This window comes from Sphingomonas endolithica, assembly GCF_025231525.1.
Lineage (GTDB): Bacteria > Pseudomonadota > Alphaproteobacteria > Sphingomonadales > Sphingomonadaceae > Sphingomonas > Sphingomonas endolithica.
Genome location: NZ_CP103057.1, coordinates 2,920,090 through 2,938,001 on the forward strand (window position 1 = coordinate 2,920,090; position 17,912 = coordinate 2,938,001).

Sequence of the window (17,912 nt, forward strand, 5' to 3'; positions counted from 1 at the left end):
CCCGCAACGGCCGGCTGCATGACCAGCAAGCTCAACCCCGGGATCGCCTACGGCGTCGCTGCCTATGCGATCTGGGGCCTGCTGCCGATATTCCTCAAGCTGCTCAAGCCGCTGCCGGCGCCCGACATCCTGGCGCATCGTATCCTGTGGTCGTTGCTGTTGCTCGTCGTGCTGGCGGTTGCGCTGAAACATGGTGCGGCACTGCGCCGCATCGTCACCACGCCGCGCCTGATGGCCGCGCTCACTGCCTCGGCGACGCTGATCGCGATCAACTGGCTGTGCTACATCGTTGCCGTCAACGGCGGGAACGTCGCTCAGGCGAGTCTCGGCTATTTTATCAATCCGCTGGTCAACGTACTGCTCGGCGTCCTCGTGCTGCGCGAACGGCTCGGCCGGATCGAGGCGCTGGCGGTAGCGCTGGCCGCGGCCGGTGTCGTGTTCCTCGCCTGGGAACAGGGTGGCGTGCCGATCATCCCGCTGACGCTCGCTTTCTCGTTCGGCACCTATGGCCTGATCCGCAAGATGACACCGGTCGATCCGCTCGACGGCCTGTTGATCGAGACCGCGATCCTGACGCTGCCGGCACTCGGCTGGTTGCTGATCGCCGGCACCGCGCTCGATCACGGTCCCGCCTGGCCGCTGCTGCCCGCCGCCGGGATCGTCACCGCGATGCCACTGATCCTGTTCGCAGCGGCGGCGAAGCGGGTGCGCTACAGCGATATCGGGCTGATCCAATATCTCACGCTGACCTTGCAGCTGCTGCTTGCCGTCCTGGTCTTCGGTGAAAAGCTGTCGACGGCGCAATGGGCCGCTTTTGCGCTGATCTGGGTAGCGCTCGGGATCTACGTGACCGGTATGGTCGTCGGCAGTCGTTCCGCGGCTGCCCTCGACGCTGAGCGTGAACCGATCAGATCGTCGGATCGGGCAGGATGATCGGCGCCCGCAACGCCCGCCAGGCATAGAAGATCGTCAGCAGCAACGCCCCGCTGGCGACCAGATAGGGCAGCGAATGCTGCGCCTCGTACAATCCCACGCCGATCGAGGGGCCGAGCACGAACGACGCGCCGTTGACGCTCGTCACCTTCCCCGCGACCGAGCCTTGTGCCGCCGGGCCCACCGCGAGCGACGATCCCGCGGTAAAGCCCGGCCGGGTGAAACCGAACCCCGCCGACGCCAGCGCATAGGCCAGCGCAATGCCGTAGAGCGAGGTCGCGATGCCGGTCAGCGCGGTGCCGATCCCGGCGAGCACCAGCCCGAACAGCACCATCCGCTTGGGATCGAGCTTCAGGATCGGGATCAGGCCCCATTGCACCAGCAATGCCGATCCCGCCCCCATCATCAGCACCAGGCCGGTCGGCTGCAGTGCCTCGATCGGTGCGACATGCAGCCGATCGATCACGAGGAAGCCGATCGCCTGGCCGGTCATCGCCTGCGCATGGCCCATGATCAGCCCCATGATCATCCAGGCGCGGATGCGCGGATCGGTATAGCCCACGGTTTCGCTGACGATATGCGTCGCCGCGGTCACGCTCGCGCCCGAGGATTGCCCGCCGACCGAAGGGTAGGCGATTGCCGCCCCGTGCGTCCCGGGCGCAGCAACAAGGTCGTTGGGCAGCATGCGATGCACGGCGATGAAGATGCACGCGCCGAACACCGCGCCGAAAAAAGCCGGGCCCGCGAGGCCGATTTCGACTCCGCCGACATGCCCCAACGTCAGATACGGCGCGATCGCCGGACCCAGGATCGTACCGAGCCCGAACGCTGACCCCAGCAAGGTCAGCGCACGCGTCCGCTCCGCGCGGCTCGTACTCCCCGCGACCAGTGCCTGCACCGCCGGCGGCGCGGCGGAGCCGAAGCTGCCGTACAGCAGCCGCCCGACGATGAAGGCGAGGAACGCCGCCGTCCCGCCGATCCAGCCGTTGATCCCCGCGGTCAGCGCCAGCCCGCACAGCAGCAGCGATGTCGTGAAGCCGCCGAGGCCGAGCAGGATCATCGCGCGCCGCCCGTGCCGGTCCGATCGATTGGCCCAAAACGGCGCGGAGACCACCCACAGCAGGGCCGAGATGGAGAAGGCGGCCGCCACGGCGCTGTCGGGCACGCGCAGCGATCGGCCCAGCGCCGGCAGCACCGATTGCAGCGCGGTATTGCCTGCCGCGATGGTCAGCATGACGACGAACAACAGCAGGAAGTCGCGCTCGACCCGCGGCTTGGTGGCGCCGTCCGCTCCCTCGGTCAGATCGTCGTACATCTGCGTCGCTTAAGCGAATTGGGTAGCGGGACCAACCCTCCGGGCCCAGCCTGGGGCAATCGAACGCAACCCGATCCTTGAATGTTCGTTGCAAGTTTGCGACGGGACAGCGACGACAATGTTGCGCTGACCAAAGAACAAGGAATGCCTGTGCCAGTTTCCACCGCCACCGACCGGCGTCAGCGTCGCCTGCTCCGCCAAGCGGCCGGTGTTCCCTCTCCTTGGGGCATGTTCATTCGTGAGTTCCTGAAGCACCCGGTGATGGTCGGTTCGGTCATGCCCTCCTCGCCGCAGCTGATCCGCAAGATGCTGGCACCGGTGGACTGGGCTAATACCAAGCTGTTCGTCGAATACGGCCCCGGAGTCGGCACCTTCTCGCGTGCGATTCTCGATCGGCTGCCCGCCGATGGCACCTATATCGCGATCGACACCAATCCCGATTTCATCCGCTACCTGCGCCACGAGATCGTCGATCCGCGCTTCTCCGCGGTCCTGGGATCTGCGGCCGATGTGCGTCAGATCGTCGCGGATCATGGCTTCGATCATGCCGATTTCGTGCTCTCCGGCCTGCCTTTCTCGACGCTGCCGGCAGGGGTCGGCGATGCGATTGGCCAGGCGACCGCGGACGTGTTGCGGATCGGCGGGGCCTTCCTGGTCTATCAATTCTCGCCCAAGTGCCGCGACTTCATCGAACCGTATCTGCCGCGCATCGATCACGGCATGGAATGGTGGAACGTGCCGCCCGCCCAGCTTTATTGGGCCTGGAAAGACTGAGCGCTACCGTCGCTCGCGCCCGAAATTGAGCCCTTTGGTCAGGTTATAATCGAGCACGGTGATGACGAAATAGGCCCCCGCCTGTTTCACCCGCCGCCACGGCGAGGTCCGCGCCTTGTACACCTCGGGGGTGATCAACTCCGATTCGGCGATCTCGCCATCGACATAGGCGCGGGCGTGCGCCGCAAAGGCATGGTCGTCGATGCGCAGCATGATCTCCAGGTTCAAGAACATGCTGCGAATGTCGAAATTGGCCGAACCGACATAGACCACGTCGTCGATCACGAAGAGCTTGGTGTGCAGCTTGGTCAGCAGATATTCGTAGATCGCCACGCGCTTGCGCAACAATCCGGCATAGGTGAAGCGCGACGCCCAGATCGCCGCCTCATGGTCGTTCTTCGATGGCAGCACGATCCGCACGCGCCCGCGCTGGCCCAATTTGTCGAGGCGTCGCAGCATGGCCGGGTTGGGCGCGAAATAGCCAGCGATCAGGTCGAAGGACTTGGCACGCCGCAGATCTGCCCGCACCGCCTTGGCCCAGGGGCTCAGGTGCCGCGTCGGCCCGCCCATCAACCAGCGCGTCCGCCCCTCATGCTGGCTCCACCGCGCAAGCAGCCGGCGTAGCGCGCGGATCGGCGCCTTGGGCGTGCGGATCCAATCCGCCAGCGTGTCAAAATAGCCGGTCAATGCCTGTGCCGACGGTCCCTCGACCAGCAGTCCCAGGTCGCGCCACGCCTGGTCGGCCGGCGTACCGAAATAGGAATCCTGAATGTTGAACCCGCCGATGATCGTCTGGGCGTGCGGCTGCTCGCCATCGGCAAGCGCCAGCTTCTGGTGGTTGCGGAGCAGATAGCGGCGCCCCAGCCGTGGCTCGAAGCGGCACACCGATCCGCCAGCGTCGATCAACGGGTCGAAGAACCGCTCGTTGGCGGCGGGGCCGCTGCCCATGCCATCGACGATGACCGCCACCTGCACGCCGCGCGCCACGGCATCGATCATCGCCTGGCGCACCTTCACGCCGGCATCGTCGTCGACATAGATATAATACAGGATACGCAGCGAGTGCCGCGCACCAGCGATCAGCGTGATCAGCGCCTCCAGGCGACGCGGCCCGGTATCCAGCATCGTCAGGCGATCGCTATCGACGATGAAGCTCGGCTGCGGGGGCGGTTCGGCCATCGTCGCGCTTGATGACGGCGGCGACGCCGGGGCGCAAGCCGGTTTTCTTGACTTGTTGGCAGTCACGCTCTACTTCCCGAGGCTTCACTTACCGTATCGTTTCACGAAGGAAGCCGTTCATGGCGCGCGTCACCGTCGAAGATTGCGTCGACAAGATTCCTAACCGCTTCGATCTGGTCCTGCTCGCCGCACAGCGCGCACGCCAGATTTCCGGCGGCGCCGACCTGACGATCGACCGCGATCGCGACAAGAACCCGGTCGTGGCGCTGCGCGAGATCGCCGAACAGATGGTCAAGCCCGCACATTTGCAGGAATCGGTGATTTCCGGCCTGCAACGCGTGCAGGTCGAGGACGAGGACGAGGCGGATGCCGTCGGCAACCTTGCCGACTCGGCCGAAGCGCTGCGCCTCACCGCCGCCGCCCCCCCGCGGAACCAGAACCTGGGTGCCGATTACGAGGGGTGAGGTAATGGATTAGCGGGAGGCTAATCCGCGTCTCGGCCGAACTCCCGGCCGGCGGGGCGCAGCTCCGACCGACGACGCGGCTCTGCCGCGGCGCTGCCAATCCGAGATGCCCGCCGAGTAATCGGCGGGCATTTTCTTGCGGCATATCCCGGCAGTTTATGGCCAGGCGTCCATTGTTGGTGGAAAGCGGCCGTCTGTACGGCGCTAATTAGCTATACCTTCGTACTGGGATAAAGAGCGTGCTTCATAAAAGATTATTCGGGCCAAAAGGAATGCGAACGACGCTGCCAGTAGGCCTGCGAAGACGTAAGCAAGTGCGTCCGATGAGGGTCGCGCATGTATTGCCCATACAAACCCAACCGCCAAGAGAGTTGGAGATGTCATCCCGCGAAAATACCGGATATTTGGTCTTTTTTCAGCGACGTAGAGCAGCGCGAGCGGAACAAGGGCCAGCGCCATGCGACTGTCAGAAAGATCGCAGATACCGATTGCGTCCAAACCAAGGAACCCTGCCCCAACGATGAGCATCAGTATGCCCACCTTTGCTTGGTTTACCTTCAAGCGCTTCAGTAGGTCCATGCCTTTGTCCTACGCCCCGGCCCGCTAACGCGCATGTCATCGCCGTTTTCGACAAACCATGCAATGGCGGGAAGTGGGCGATACGGTCTGTCGCTCCTGCGTCCTTTTACTGATGGCGAAGGCCGGAAAGTTGGTGGAAAGCCGACGGCACCTTTCAGCTGCTAGTTCTCAAAGCAGCCATGTCAGCACGTCGGCCAAACGCATCAACAATATCCGTTTCGGCTCCGAACGCGATTAGCAGCTCCGCCATCCCTCTGTCTTTGTTTGATGCTGCCCAATGGACAGCCGTCTGGCCCATGTCCCCGACCGAATTTGGATCTATCCCCGCGTCCAGAAGCCATGAAACAGCTTCAATATCTTTTGCGATAGCTGCGATATGAAGGGCGGTATCGCCGTCCGCGTCTCTGTACGCTAACGGATGAACCGGTGTTCTGGTCCCGTCATCGTTATACCGAGCGAAGTCATAGCGGTATTCGAGGGCCGCAATCTGCTCTGGTGTGAAATCTTTCATCGCTAAGCGCGCCAGTAAATTCGCTTATTCTTGGCAGCTTAATGGCAGACAAATGAACGTCCGCAAATATTTAGCCACAGGAAAGCTGGGAACGGCAACGATTGGGCGCAAGCAGACTTACGTAGCTCACAAGCCCGTCGGTCGGGCGCTGCGCTCCTTCGGCCGGGGCTTGGCCCTCGACGCGGACTGGCAAGCACTAATCCGCTGGCCGAGCCCGCCCCTTGAACCCCTGCGCCACCACGAACCACTCCACCGACCCTTTCCGGCTCGCCGGCGGCTTGGCATGTTTCACGGTAATGAAGTTGCGCTTCATCTCGGCCACCAGTTCCGAATCCGCGCCGCCGGCAAACACCTTGGCGACGAACGCACCGCCCGGCTCGAGCACGTCGATCGCGAAGGCCAATGCAGTCTCCACTAGCGCCAGCGTGCGCAACGCATCGGTCTGCGGATGCCCCACCGTGTTCGCCGCCATGTCCGACAGCACCAGATCCGGCGCACCGCCAAGATCGGCCATCAACTTGTCGGGCGCAGCGTCGTCGAGGAAATCCATCTCCAGGATCGTCACGCCGTCAATCGGGTCGACCGGCAGCAGGTCGATCCCTGCGACCGCCGCCTTGGGCACCTGCCGACGCACCACCTGGCTCCAGCCGCCCGGCGCCAGGCCCAGATCGACGACGCGCTTCTTGCCCTTCAGGAACGCGAAGCGCTCGTCGAGTTCGATCAATTTGTAGGCCGCACGGCTGCGATACCCGTCCGCTTTCGCGCGCCGCACATAGGGATCGTTCAACTGCCGCTCCAGCCATCGCGTCGATTGCGCCGTGCGCTTGCGCGCGGTCTTCACCCTGACGCGCAGGCCGCCGCCATCTTTGCTCATAACCGTTCCTTGCCCATCAGGCGTCGCAAGATGCCTTCGCGGATGCCGCGATCGGCCACGCCGAGCCGTTCGGCCGGCCACAGATCCATGATCGTCTCGAGAATGGCACAGCCCGCCACGACCAGATCGGCGCGTTCCGTGCCGATGCAGGGTAGGGTAGCGCGCTCGGTCAGGTCCATGGCGGACAGATCCTGGCTGATCCGCCGCATCGATGCCGCCGGTACGATTAGCCCGTCGACTTGCGCCCGGTCATAATGCGACAGGCCGAGATGCACGCTGGCCAGCGTCGTCACCGTGCCGCTGGTGCCAAGCAGCCGTGGCCGCTCGATCCCCTGCGGCAGGCGTGCGGCAAACCCGGCGAAGCTCTCGGCCACGATCGCCCGCATCTGCGCATAAGCGTCCAGTCGCTCAGTGCGGCCGCCCTGGTGCCCGACATGCTCGGTCAGCGACACCACGCCCCATGGTGCGCTGTGCCAGTCGAGCACCGTCGGGATGGTCGGCCGCGTATCGACCAGCACCAATTCGGTCGATCCGCCGCCGATATCGAAGATCAATGCCGGATCGTCGCCGGGTTCGATCAGCACATGGCAGCCGAGCACCGCCAGCCGCGCCTCTTCCTCGGCCGAGATGATGTCGAGGTGGATGCCCGTCTCCTCATAGGCGCGGGCGATGAACGCCTCGCCATTGGTCGCCCGGCGGCACGCCTCGGTCGCCACCGAGCGCGACAGCAACACGTTGCGGCGCTTCAGCTTGTCGGCGCAGACCTTCAGCGCGGACAAGGTACGCTCGATCGCCGCGTCGCTCAGCCGGCCAGTGGCCGCCAGCCCCTCGCCCAACCGTACGATGCGCGAGAATGCGTCGACCACGGCAAAACCCTCGCCTTGCGGGCGGGCGATGAGCAGGCGGCAATTGTTGGTGCCGAGGTCCAGCGCGGCATAATGGCGCGCATCGTTCCAGCGCGGCCGACCGCCTGGGCCTGTCCCCTGAGCTTTGCCGGGGATCGGCGCCGAACGGGCAGGGGGTGCCTGCCGGTACGGCATCTTGGGCGACTCATCCCCCATGCCGTGTTTCACTCGCTATTCTGTTCTGCCGTCGCGCCGGGCCCTACGCCCGTCGTTCGGTGCTTGACGCCATAGGTAGCGCAGCGGGGGGCAAGCGGCAAGCGAGCGGCAGAGGATCGGTTGACACCTGCAAGCGCCCCGCCTATTTCGCAGCCCCGCTGATGCCCCGTCGTCTAATGGTAAGACTGCGGTTTCTGATACCGCCTATTGAGGTTCGAATCCTCACGGGGCATCCAGCGATCCTAGGTCCGCGCAGACATCACAGGTACTTTGAGGCCATGGTTTTGCGCTGCGCCCTGGCCGGGCCAGTCATGCTCGCGTTAGCCGTCGGCGATTTGCAATGTCCGGCCTCGCTGACAAACCACTGCCCAGCCATCCTATAGCTAGCCACCGATCAATGAGCCTGGCGTTGTTGTATTCCCCCGCCGTCCATCGCTCTGATCAGTTGGTGACGTAGGCTCGGGTACAGGAATTCCTGACCGTAGCCGCTCAGATGATCGCCATCCATGAACAGTGGCAACGGGCCACGAACGGCCGAACACCGACGTCCTGGGCACAATAGGTCGAAGGCATTCCAGACCCGTATGCCGGGCAACGCCTGGGCAATCAGCCTCATTTGAGCCAGAGCCGGATTGCGAAGCCTGTCCAGTTCCGATCGCCCGATCGTGAAACCTCCTCCGCAGATCGGGTTGGTACGGTTGAACCAATCCGAGCACCGTAGTGGCACCGATCGAAACACCGGCGTGGGGCTCTCGAACAGGATCGCGAACCCCTGACGAGAAAGCGGCGCCAAGGTGCGGATTGCTTCGGTGGTGGCGCGCTGTCGGCTGGCGATCGCGGAAGCATCTAGCGCCGGTGAGAGTGGCGCGCTTCCGGATATCGGGCCCATCTGATCGACGAACCGCGGCATGCGCAGGTTGGGCAGGAAGATGACGTCGCCCCGTCCGCCCGTGCGCTGGATGTCCTGCAACGCCGCGGCGTAGAAGCGCCGGTCGAATGCCGATAGATCGGTCATCGGGATGGACAAGGGCATGAAGGAGCAGTTTCGAACGAAGTAGGCGCTGACGCTGGCACCGGTATCCTCGGCGAACCGGCGCAGCGCAGGGTAATATGTCAGGCTATGCGAGTCCCCGACCACGAAGACTTGATGACCCGATGGCTGCAACGCCACCCATCGTTGTACCTCGCCTGTCAAGATCTTGTCGCGCTTGAGCATGACCTCGTGGATCGGCGGGGGGCCGACATGCTTGTTGCCCTTGGAGGCGAACCACGTGCGCTGATTGGCGGTACGGCTGAGCGAGATGTGTCCCTTCAGGGCGAACATCGCAGCGGCACATCCCAATGACAGGCCGATCATCGCCAACCCCGCGAGAACCACGCGCGCTGCTGACATCGTTGCCAACCTGCGGCTCCGCCGGGCCGGCCGTTCGACTACCCAATAGGAAGCACCGCCAAGCAACAGAGAAAGGCACAGGGCGCTCAGCTTCTGTGCCGGTTCGTCGATGCCGACCGTCCAGCGCAAGAGCACGATGACCGGCCAATGCCAGAGGTAGATCGAGTAGGAACCTCGGCCGATCGCAAGACTCAATCTCGTGCGCAGCGCAGCGACGACAAGGCCATCGGATCGGGTGCTGACCATCGCGACCAACATCGCAGTTCCGGCCACGGCGACGATGGCCATGGGGAAAGGGAATGTCGGTCCGGACGGGGTGGCGAGTGCCAAGCCTACAAGCCCTGCGCCGAGCAGGGCGATCGTCCGCGCAGTCAGGCCGCCGGCGGCAGCAAGCCTACCCTGCCAGCTCGGCATGGAGAGGCAGAGCAACATGCCGGTGCCGAGTTCCCAGAACCTGGAGGCGATGGAATAGAAAGCGAGAAGCTTGTCGTGGAATGCCAGCGCCGTGCACACGAGCAGTGAGATGATGGCGATTGCAAAGATGGCCCACGTGCCCGTGTGTCGGGGCGAGGCAGCCGTGACGGTCCATCGCCACCCGGCGAACAAGAACGGGAAGAGCAGGTAGAATTGCTCCTCGACGCCCAGCGACCAGGTATGGGTGAAGGGATTGAGCGCGGTGCCGGGGGAGAAATAGGTGTCCGAGTTGTTCCCCAGCACGATGTTGCTCAACCCCAAGAAGGCGGCCCCGCCGGTTTTCTTGATTGTCCCGCTGAGCCATGCGTCCGGCACGAAAAGGCAGTAGGCGAGCGATGTCGCCAGCAGCATCACGACAAGTGGCGGCATGATCCGTTGGAAGCGCCGCGCAGAGAAATCCGTCATCGTCGCAGCGAACCCGGCGTGGGAACGCGACATCATTGATCGCGTGACGACGAAGCCCGAAATGACGAAAAAGATATCGACGCCGGCGAGACCACCCGGCAGCCAGCTGCTCTGAAGATGAAATAGGAAAACGGCGCTTATCGCAATCGCGCGTAGGCCATCGATGGCGGGTATATAAGTGGTGGTGCTCTGCTTTCGAGCAGTCATCTCGCCCGATGAGCCCGTGAGACGATCAGGGGCGTCCGAGCTTACGACATCGTCAGCGCTCGAAGTCAGGATTGCGGCTCCACTGGGCAACAATCGGCGCGGGTAGGACAAGCGGGATGGAAGTGCCATGCAACACAGGACGGAGCCGCGTCGTCCAAGCCTTGATGATAATTATTCGGCAGGCGCGCGGCGATCGTGCCGCGCGCCTGCCATCGGTTCGGCAAAAACGCTGACTAGAACTTCACGCCCAGTTCCGCGCCGATCGTGCGCGGCGGGTTGAAGTTGGCATAATCGCCCAGCACCGCGGCATTGGCGGCCGAGCGGCGGTAGATGTGCTGTTCGTTGAACAGGTTGCGCGACCAGACCGACAACGTGACGTCGTTGTGATCGCCTACCGGGATGTTGGCGAGCGCGACGCGGCCATTGACGATGAAGCTCGAGTCGGTCTTCACGCTTTCCGCCTGGAAGCTGTACTGCGAGCTCGCATAGTTCGCATCGAGGTGGAAGCGCAGGTCGAGGTCGCCGATCGGTGCGACATAGTCGACGAAGCCCGACGCCGCGTTCTTCGGCGTATAGACCGTATAGACCTGCGTCACGACACCGAAGGTCGGGCCCGGGTTCGGATTCGCCGTCGGCGGCACCTTGGTATAGGTATAGGCATAGGATGCGCCGAGCGTCAGCGGCTGGATCGGCCGTACCGTCAGGTCCGCCTCGAGCCCGCGGATCTTCGAGGTGCCCGGCGCATTTGCGGTATTCTCGGTGTGCAGGTTGAAGTTCGGATTGGCCGTCGTGGTGTTGGGCAGGAACTGGTTGATATCGACGAAGTCGAAGTCGATCTGCGTGTTCGAACGGTCCATGATGTAGCCGGCGAGGTTCAGGCGTACCTTGTGATCGAGGAAGTCGGTCTTCGCGCCGATCTCATACGCCTTGACCGTCTCGGGGTCGAACGCACCAAAATTGGAGGAGCGGTCGTTCGCGCCGCCACCACGGAAGCCGCTCGAATATTTGGCGTAGAGGTTGACCCCTGGCGCTGCATCGAACGCCAGCGTGGCCATCGGGTCGAAGCGGCCCTTGTCATAGTCCAGCGTGTACGGCGTCGCGACGCCCGACACGATGTACAGCGAGCCGTCACGCTTGTCCTTGGTGTAGCGCCCGCCAACGGTCAGGTGCAGCACATCGCCGGCGAAATCGGGCGTATAGGTCGCCTGGCCGAACGCGGCATAGCTGCGCGTGCGGGCCTGGCTGGCGCGCTGCAGGAAGCGGGAATTATAGTCCCAGCCCTGATTGGTCGAGGTGATCGGGCCGAACACTTGCGAGGGCAGGATGGTATAGGCAGAGCCGTCGGCATTCCACTGGTTCGACGTTGGGGTGGCGGCGGATTCACGCGCGTGCTCGTTGAAATAATACAGGCCGGCGACGTAATCGACCTGCGGGAAGCTCCCGACCGCCTGCAATTCCTGGCTGAACTGGTTCTGGCTCAGGTCGGACAGGCTGTAGCGGCTGAACTTGCCGTTCGGCGAAAAAGCGGTGCGCTCCGGTCCGCCCGAATTGTCCCACTGGTTCGTCGTCACCTTGCGCCACGACGTGATCGACCGCAGCGTCAGGTCGGGCGCCACTTTGTAGGACAGATTCGCGCCGAAACCCTGCGTCTTGTCGACACTGTACTGCTGCGGCACGCCGACATCGGCGGTCTTCTGGCGATCCGGATGCACGCCGACCAGCGACGGCAGTGGCGCGATGCAGGTCGTGGCCGAGATCGTGTTCGAGATGCACGTGGGCGCGCCGGCAGCGCTGCCCGGCAGGACGAGCCGGTTGGTCGTACGGTCAAGCACGCCGACCGGGCGGTTCAGTGGATTGTAGTTGATCAGCTGGCTGAAGAAGGGCGTGTTCTCGTCCTTGGCCTTGTCGAAGCTGAAATCGGCGGTGAAGCCCTCGAACGGGCTCCAGCGCGCCGACGCGCGGCCGCCGACGCGGTTATAGGCGTTCCATCCAATCTGCCCGGCGAGCGGATCCTTGGTCGTCGGATCCTGATGCTGCAGGATCCCGTCGAGCTTGACCGAGATGTTCTGATATTCGGGCAGGTCGATATGCGCTTCGCCATTATAGCTGCCGTAATTGCCGAAGCCGGCCGACATGCGGCCGCCGAACACGCCGGTCGGCGCCTTGGTGACGATGCTCAGCGCCCCGCCTTCGGTGTTGCGGCCGAACAGGGTGCCCTGCGGCCCCTTCAGCACTTCGATACGCTCGACATCGAACAGAGCGGCGTTCAGGCCCTGCGAGCGGCCGAGATACACGCCGTCGATATAGACGCCGACGCCCGAATCGCGTGCCGTCTGGTTCTGATCGAACGGCACGATGCCGCGGATGCCGATGGTGAGCGCCGACTGGCGCGCCTCGAACGTGGCGACACGCAGCGAGGGAACGCCGCCATCGGCGAGATCGAGCAGGCTCTGGACGTGGCGATCCTTGATCGTGTCCGCGCTCAGCACCGAGATCGCGATCGGCGTTTGCTGCAGGTTGGTCTCGCGCTTGGTCGCGGTGACGACGATGTCTGCAAGGCCCTGCCCGTCATCGGCTGGTGTCTCGGCAGCGGCGGGCGCCTCGGCAGGAGCCGCGGGTGCCGGCGTCTCGGCCCAGGCAGGCGTTACGGAAGAGGCGAGGATCGAGGCGCCCAGCAGCAGCCGCAGGCGCAGGCCCTTAGTATCACGCATTTCATGGTTCCCTATGGAGACGGCCTCAGGAATGCCGCTCGTTTGTGTGCGAGAGCGCCTCTAGGCAGGCCATGTGACGCCGCAGTTGCGAACCGGTCACCCTGCGGGACACGCTTCGTGGCAATCAAAAGTCGGATTTGCGACAGTTCGATGTCGCTCTATCAGTGGCCGATATGCGTGCTTATAGCCGCGCCATGCGCTTGCTCATCATCGAAGACGATCAGCCGCTGGCAACCTTGCTGGCACGCGATCTGGCGACGCTCGGCCACGAATCCGTCATCATCGACAATGGTCGCGATGCATTCGCGCTCGTCGCGCGCGATCGTTTCGACGGCATCGTCGTCGATCGCCTGCTGATCGGTAGCATGGATGGCGTGTCGGTGATCCGCTGGCTACGCGACGCAAAGGTCGAGATGCCGATCATCATGCTGACCGCCTACGGCATGCGCGACCAGAAGATCGAGGGGCTGGACGCGGGCGCCGACGATTACCTGGTCAAGCCGGTCGACGCCGCCGAACTCGATGCGCGCTTCCGCGCGATCATGCGCCGCCCGACCGACACGCTGCAGAGCGGCATCCTCCGCGCCGGCGATATCGAGGTCAACGTGCATATGCACCGCGCCTGGCGTGCGGGCCGATCGATCGAGGTACAGAAGCAGGAGTTCAAGCTGCTGACCGAATTGGTGCGCAATGCCGGCGGGGTAATGACGCGTGCGATGCTGATCGAAACTGTATGGGGCTATGATTTCGATCCCAAGGCGAAGATCGTCGACAGCTATGTCAAACGTCTACGCGACGCCCTGCACATCGAGGGGCTGCCCGACCCGATCGAGACGGTGCGCGGCGTCGGCTATATGATCCGCGGCTGACGTCGATGGTGCCCCGCACGCTACGCGGTCTGGGCGCGGCCTTTCTGGCGGTGCTGATCGCGACCGTGCTGATCGTCGGGATTTCGATCTACGCCGCCACGCACCGAACGCTGGACGGCGAAGTCGATCGGCGGCTCGCCAGCGAGGCGGCATTGCTCGTACCCGACCGGAGCCAGGTCGATCTGCCTGCGATCCTGCGGCAGATCGACATGCTCGAACGGCGCCGCGAATCGCGCGATCTGGGCTTCATGCTGGTCGACCGCGCCGGCCGCCATGTCGGCGGCACGTTGACGATCGCGCTTCCACCCCTCGGCTTCTCCGCGATCGATCGCGACGATCGCATTCCGGGGCTGGTGCGCGGTCGCGCCCTCGTGCTGCCGGTCGGCAAAGATCACCGGCTGGCGATGATCGCCGAGAGCGAACCGATCGACAATTTCGATTCGATGTTCGTGCGCGTGCTGCTGCTCGGGCTCGGCACGATCGTGCTGATGGTCGTTCTTGGCGTGGTGCTGCTGACCAGGACGATCGGCGCGCGCATCAAGGATCTGCGCGCTGCGGTGGACGGGATCATGCACGGCGACATGGACCGCCGGGTGCGCGTCGATTTTTCGGGCAGCGAGTTCGACGAACAGGCGCGCCTGCTGAATCGCATGCTCGACCGCATCCAGCAATTGATGGCCGGCATCCGCCACGTCGCGCACGATGCGGCGCATGATCTGCGGACCCCGCTGGCGCGACTGCGCGGCAGTCTCGCGGCGCTTGCTCGGGAGGCCGAGGGCAATCCGCTAGCGCCCGGTATCGACAGCGCGCTGCGCCAGACAGAGGATATGCTCGGCTTGTTTTCGGCCTTTCTGCGCATCGCCGAGATCGAGGGTGACGATCGGCGTGCGCGGTTCGAACAGGTCGATCTCTCGCTGCTGAGCCTGGATATCGCCGCGGCTTATGAGCCGAGCATTGCGGAGCAGGGGCGCGTGTTCGATGTCGCTGTCGGCAGCGGAATGGTCATTGCCGGCGATCGGCAGCTGTTGAATCAGATGCTCGCCAATCTGCTCGAAAACTGCCTCATCCATACGCCGCCAGGTACCGCCATATCGCTGTCGCTTCGCGCTACAGAGCAGGAAGTGACGGTCGCCGTCGCCGACCGCGGCAGCGGCATTGCGGAGGGTGACCGGGCAGTCGCCATGCGGCGCTTCCGCCGACTGAACGTCGATGATCTGCGTGGCGGCCACGGGCTTGGCCTGCCGCTCGTCGCCTCGATCGTACGCCTGCACGCGGGCGAGTTGACGCTCACCGATGCCGATCCCGGCCTGAAGGTCCTGCTCCGTTTTCCACGCGTGATGCTGGATTGATCGCGTGCAACGTTCGGCCCCCTGTCGGAAGCCAACCCGATCTGCTCGGTTGCGTTTCGCTGGACGTGGAATAGTAGCGGGTTAGCCCTTTCTGATTGCTTAGGAATCCATCTTTGAAAATCGCTTCGCTCGCCGTGCTTGCTGCGTCCATCTCCTCGCCGGCTTTGGCTGCGGGGCAACTGCCAAAGGGCGTGGCGCCGGTGTCGTACGATATTGCCGTGACGCCCGATGCCGCCGCGATGTCGTTCACCGGCACCGAGACGGCCATGGTCGATGTGCGCCAGGCGACGCGGACGATCACCTTGAACGCTGCCGAGCTCGATATCACGGCGGCGACGTTCGATGGCAAGAAGGTGCCGTACACGCTCGATGCGGCCAAGCAGCTCGTCACCGTCACACTGCCGGGCACGGCCACCGTCGGCCGCCATGCACTGACCTTCGCGTGGAAAGGCAAGATCAACACCTCGGCTGCGGGGCTGTTCGCGATCGACTATGCCAACCCCGACGGCAAGCAGGCGCGGATGCTGGTCACGCAGTTCGAAGCACCCGATGCGCGCCGTTTCGCGCCGATGTTCGACGAACCCGGCTTCAAGGCGAAGTTCACGCTGAGCGCGGTGGCGCCGGCCGGGCAGACCGCTTTCTCGAACATGCCCGCCGCCAAGATCACCAAGCGCGCCGACGGTAGCCGGCTGTACACGTTCGGCCAGACGCCGACCATGTCCAGCTACCTGCTGTTCCTTGGGGTCGGCGATGTCGAGCGTACCACGCTGAGCGCCGGCAAGACCGAGATCGGCGTCATCACCCGGCGCGGCGTCGGCACGCAGAGCGCCTATGCGCTGGGCGCGGCCAAGCGGTTGCTGGCCTATTACAACGATTATTTCGGAACGCCCTATCCGTTGCCCAAGATGGACATGATCGGTGGCCCGGGTTCCAGCCAGTTCTTTGGCGCGATGGAGAATTGGGGCGCGATCTTCTATTTCGAGAACGAATTGCTGTTCGATGAGGCGCGTGCCAGCGAGACCCAGAAGCAGCGCATCTACACCGTGATCGCGCACGAGATGGCGCACCAATGGTTCGGCGATCTCGTAACCATGGCGTGGTGGGACGACCTGTGGCTCAATGAAGGCTTCGCGTCGTGGATGGAAGGCAAGGCGACCGGCGCCTTGGTCCCGCAGTGGAATGCGCGCGCGGCGTTGGTCGGCAGCGAGCGCGAGGGCGGCATGGCGCAGGATGCGGTGGCCAGCACCCACCCGGTGATCCGCAAGCTCGAGACGGTCGACGAGATCGGCCAGGCGTTCGACGGCATCACGTACCAGAAGGGCCAGGCAGTGATCGGCATGGTCGAGGCCTATGTCGGTCCCGATGCCTTCCGCACCGGCGTGCGCAACTACATGGCGAAGTACAAATATTCGAACACGGTCACTGACCAATTGTGGACCGAGATCGGCGCCGCGGCGGGCAAGCCCGTGGCGGACATCGCGCATGATTTCACGTTGCAGGGCGGCGTCCCGCTGATCTCGGTGAAGAGTGTGTCGTGCTCCGGCGGCACCACCAATGCGGTGCTGAGCCAGGGCCGGTTCGGGCTCGATGCCGCGTCCAAGGTTGCCACCACCTGGCGCGTGCCGGCGACGATGGCGGTGCTCGGCGGTGGCGAGGGTGAGGGGATCGTCCGTGGTGCGGCGGGCGCCACGCTGAGCGCGAAGGGCTGCGGCACCTTGCTCGTCAATCGCGGCAAGGCCGGCTATTACCGCGTGCAATATGACGCGCCCGGCCATGACGCGATCGTCCGCGACTTTGCGAAGCTCCCGCTGGCCGACCAGCTCGGCACGCTCGGCGACGATCTTGCGCTGTCGCTCAGCGGCGATCAGGATCTGTCGCGTTATCTGGCGGTGCAGGGCGCCGTACCGGCCAATGCCGATCCGCTGGTGTGGAACATGGTCTCGGGCCAGATCGGCACGCTCGCCGCGCTGTATGACGGTACGTCGCTGGAGGCCGGGATCGACGCACGCAGCCGCGCGATGCTGCGGCCGGTGCTCGACAAGATCGGCCTGGTGCCGGTGGCCGGGGAAAATCCGCTGGCCTCGACGCTGCGCGAGTCGCTGATTGGGCGGCTGGGTGCCGCGGGTGACCCCACAGTGTTAAAGGCCGCGCGCGATTACGTCGCCAAGCTCAAGACCGATCCGACCGCGATCCCGCCCGGCATCCGGCTCGCGATCCTGCGGGTGTACGCGGCCAATGCCACGCCGGCCGAGTGGGAGACGCTGCTCGCCATGACGCGTGCCGAGCAGAACCCGGTAGTCAGGAACGGCTATGTGACGTTGCTCGGCAACTCCCGCGATCCGCAGCTCGGCCAGCGTGCGATCGATCTGGTGAAGACCAACGAGTTCAGCGCGCCGCAGCGCGCCAGCCTGCTGCGTTCTGTCGCCAACCGGCATCCGGATCTCGCCTTCGACTTTGCGGCCGCCAATGTCGCGATGGTCGACACGTTCAACGAACAGAGCTCGCGCCCGCGCTACATCGTGGGTTTGGCGACGGCCTCGAGCGATCCGGCGATGCCGGGGAAGATCCGGGCTTTTGCCGATGCCAACCTAGCGGTCCAGGCACGCGAAGGCGCGACGCGCACGATCAACACGATCGAAGTGCGCCGGGCGACGATGAAGCGCCTGCAGCCGGCTGTGGCGACGTGGCTGGGGAAGTGAAGCCCGCCGGCTTCAACCCGCTACTCGGGGCGGCCGGCCAGACTAGCTGTTCCCCGGCGAAGGCCGGGGTCCAGGCGGACCGGTCGTCATAACAAAAGCACTGCCGCCACCCAAA

14 protein-coding genes and 1 tRNA gene are annotated in these 17,912 nt (G+C 64.4%); 7 read left to right on the plus strand and 8 right to left on the minus strand.

All coding sequences use genetic code 11. The features are described 5' to 3' along the window. Positions 1-18 precede the first annotated feature (18 nt). A complete protein-coding gene (gene rarD, locus NV382_RS13760) occupies positions 19-933 on the plus strand; it encodes an EamA family transporter RarD (protein ID WP_260597298.1) in 915 nt (304 codons plus the stop codon). Here the strand turns inward: rarD and NV382_RS13765 are convergent. Next, complete coding sequence (locus NV382_RS13765) at positions 908-2,248, minus strand: MFS transporter (protein WP_260597299.1); 1,341 nt, start codon at positions 2,246-2,248, stop codon at positions 908-910. The two genes, rarD and NV382_RS13765, sit on opposite strands and share 26 nt — an antisense overlap. Positions 2,249-2,398: 150 nt before the next feature. On the opposite strand from NV382_RS13765, the gene NV382_RS13770 reads away from it, so the two are divergent. After that, on the plus strand, positions 2,399-3,022 hold the full coding sequence (locus NV382_RS13770) for a class I SAM-dependent methyltransferase (protein WP_418066797.1): 624 nt from the start codon (positions 2,399-2,401) through the stop codon (positions 3,020-3,022). Between the two features lie 3 nt (positions 3,023-3,025). Here NV382_RS13770 and NV382_RS13775 read toward each other — a convergent pair whose 3' ends face one another. Continuing rightward, positions 3,026-4,201, minus strand: a complete 1,176-nt coding sequence (locus tag NV382_RS13775) for a phospholipase D-like domain-containing protein (protein WP_260597301.1) — start codon at positions 4,199-4,201, stop codon at positions 3,026-3,028. Positions 4,202-4,320: 119 nt separating this feature from the next. On the opposite strand from NV382_RS13775, the gene rpoZ reads away from it, so the two are divergent. Beyond that, positions 4,321-4,665, plus strand: a complete 345-nt coding sequence (gene rpoZ / locus NV382_RS13780) for a DNA-directed RNA polymerase subunit omega (protein WP_260597302.1) — start codon at positions 4,321-4,323, stop codon at positions 4,663-4,665. Positions 4,666-4,869: 204 nt separating this feature from the next. On the opposite strand, the gene NV382_RS13785 is transcribed toward rpoZ, so the two are convergent. The 4 genes from NV382_RS13785 to NV382_RS13800 form a co-directional block, all read right to left on the minus strand. After that, a complete protein-coding gene (locus NV382_RS13785) occupies positions 4,870-5,244 on the minus strand; it encodes a hypothetical protein (RefSeq protein ID WP_260597303.1) in 375 nt (124 codons plus the stop codon). A 154-nt stretch (positions 5,245-5,398) separates the two neighbouring features. Further along, positions 5,399-5,755 (minus strand): ankyrin repeat domain-containing protein, encoded by a 357-nt coding sequence (locus NV382_RS13790; protein ID WP_260597304.1) that lies wholly within the window; start codon positions 5,753-5,755, stop codon positions 5,399-5,401. Positions 5,756-5,951: 196 nt separating this feature from the next. After that, positions 5,952-6,629 carry an RlmE family RNA methyltransferase gene (locus tag NV382_RS13795; RefSeq protein WP_260597305.1) on the minus strand — a complete coding sequence of 226 codons (678 nt, stop codon included), beginning with the start codon at positions 6,627-6,629 and terminating at the stop codon, positions 5,952-5,954. Continuing rightward, the gene (locus NV382_RS13800) at positions 6,626-7,669 is read right to left on the minus strand and encodes a Ppx/GppA phosphatase family protein (RefSeq protein ID WP_418066798.1); all 1,044 of its coding nucleotides are present in this window, start codon (positions 7,667-7,669) and stop codon (positions 6,626-6,628) included. The genes NV382_RS13795 and NV382_RS13800 overlap by 4 nt, the downstream gene beginning before the upstream one ends. 183 nt (positions 7,670-7,852) lie before the next feature. Here NV382_RS13800 and NV382_RS13805 point away from each other — a divergent pair. After that, a tRNA-Gln gene (locus tag NV382_RS13805) sits at positions 7,853-7,926 on the plus strand. Positions 7,927-8,084: 158 nt separating this feature from the next. Here NV382_RS13805 and NV382_RS13810 read toward each other — a convergent pair. Both NV382_RS13810 and NV382_RS13815 read right to left on the minus strand, forming a co-directional pair. Further along, on the minus strand, positions 8,085-10,169 hold the full coding sequence (locus NV382_RS13810; RefSeq protein WP_260597307.1) for an acyltransferase family protein: 2,085 nt from the start codon (positions 10,167-10,169) through the stop codon (positions 8,085-8,087). A gap of 233 nt (positions 10,170-10,402) precedes the next feature. Then, positions 10,403-12,880, minus strand: coding sequence for a TonB-dependent receptor (locus tag NV382_RS13815; RefSeq protein WP_260597308.1), 2,478 nt, complete (start codon positions 12,878-12,880; stop codon positions 10,403-10,405). 194 nt (positions 12,881-13,074) lie between these two features. Between NV382_RS13815 and NV382_RS13820 the strand changes: the two genes are divergently transcribed. From NV382_RS13820 to NV382_RS13830, 3 genes are all read left to right on the plus strand, one after another. Continuing rightward, positions 13,075-13,749, plus strand: a complete 675-nt coding sequence (locus NV382_RS13820) for a response regulator transcription factor (protein ID WP_260597309.1) — start codon at positions 13,075-13,077, stop codon at positions 13,747-13,749. Between the two features lie 5 nt (positions 13,750-13,754). After that, positions 13,755-15,098 (plus strand): sensor histidine kinase, encoded by a 1,344-nt coding sequence (locus NV382_RS13825; protein WP_260597310.1) that lies wholly within the window; start codon positions 13,755-13,757, stop codon positions 15,096-15,098. Between the two features lie 113 nt (positions 15,099-15,211). Further along, positions 15,212-17,797: a M1 family metallopeptidase gene (locus NV382_RS13830; protein ID WP_260597311.1), complete on the plus strand. Its 2,586-nt coding sequence runs from the start codon at positions 15,212-15,214 to the stop codon at positions 17,795-17,797. The last annotated feature ends 115 nt before the right edge of the window (positions 17,798-17,912 follow it).

Bases quoted from the DNA above. Each gene is read 5' to 3' on its own strand.
- rarD (WP_260597298.1), top strand. From the start codon at position 19: ATGACCAGCAAGCTCAACCCCGGGATCGCCTACGGCGTCGCTGCCTAT.
- NV382_RS13765 (WP_260597299.1), bottom strand. From the start codon at position 2,248: ATGTACGACGATCTGACCGAGGGAGCGGACGGCGCCACCAAGCCGCGG.
- NV382_RS13775 (WP_260597301.1), bottom strand. From the start codon at position 4,201: ATGGCCGAACCGCCCCCGCAGCCGAGCTTCATCGTCGATAGCGATCGC.
- NV382_RS13790 (WP_260597304.1), bottom strand. From the start codon at position 5,755: ATGAAAGATTTCACACCAGAGCAGATTGCGGCCCTCGAATACCGCTAT.
- NV382_RS13825 (WP_260597310.1), top strand. From the start codon at position 13,755: ATGGTGCCCCGCACGCTACGCGGTCTGGGCGCGGCCTTTCTGGCGGTG.
- NV382_RS13785 (WP_260597303.1), bottom strand. From the start codon at position 5,244: ATGGACCTACTGAAGCGCTTGAAGGTAAACCAAGCAAAGGTGGGCATA.
- NV382_RS13795 (WP_260597305.1), bottom strand. From the start codon at position 6,629: ATGAGCAAAGATGGCGGCGGCCTGCGCGTCAGGGTGAAGACCGCGCGC.
- NV382_RS13810 (WP_260597307.1), bottom strand. From the start codon at position 10,169: ATGACTGCTCGAAAGCAGAGCACCACCACTTATATACCCGCCATCGAT.
- NV382_RS13815 (WP_260597308.1), bottom strand. From the start codon at position 12,880: ATGCGTGATACTAAGGGCCTGCGCCTGCGGCTGCTGCTGGGCGCCTCG.
- NV382_RS13800 (WP_418066798.1), bottom strand. From the start codon at position 7,669: ATGCCGTACCGGCAGGCACCCCCTGCCCGTTCGGCGCCGATCCCCGGC.
- rpoZ (WP_260597302.1), top strand. From the start codon at position 4,321: ATGGCGCGCGTCACCGTCGAAGATTGCGTCGACAAGATTCCTAACCGC.
- NV382_RS13820 (WP_260597309.1), top strand. From the start codon at position 13,075: ATGCGCTTGCTCATCATCGAAGACGATCAGCCGCTGGCAACCTTGCTG.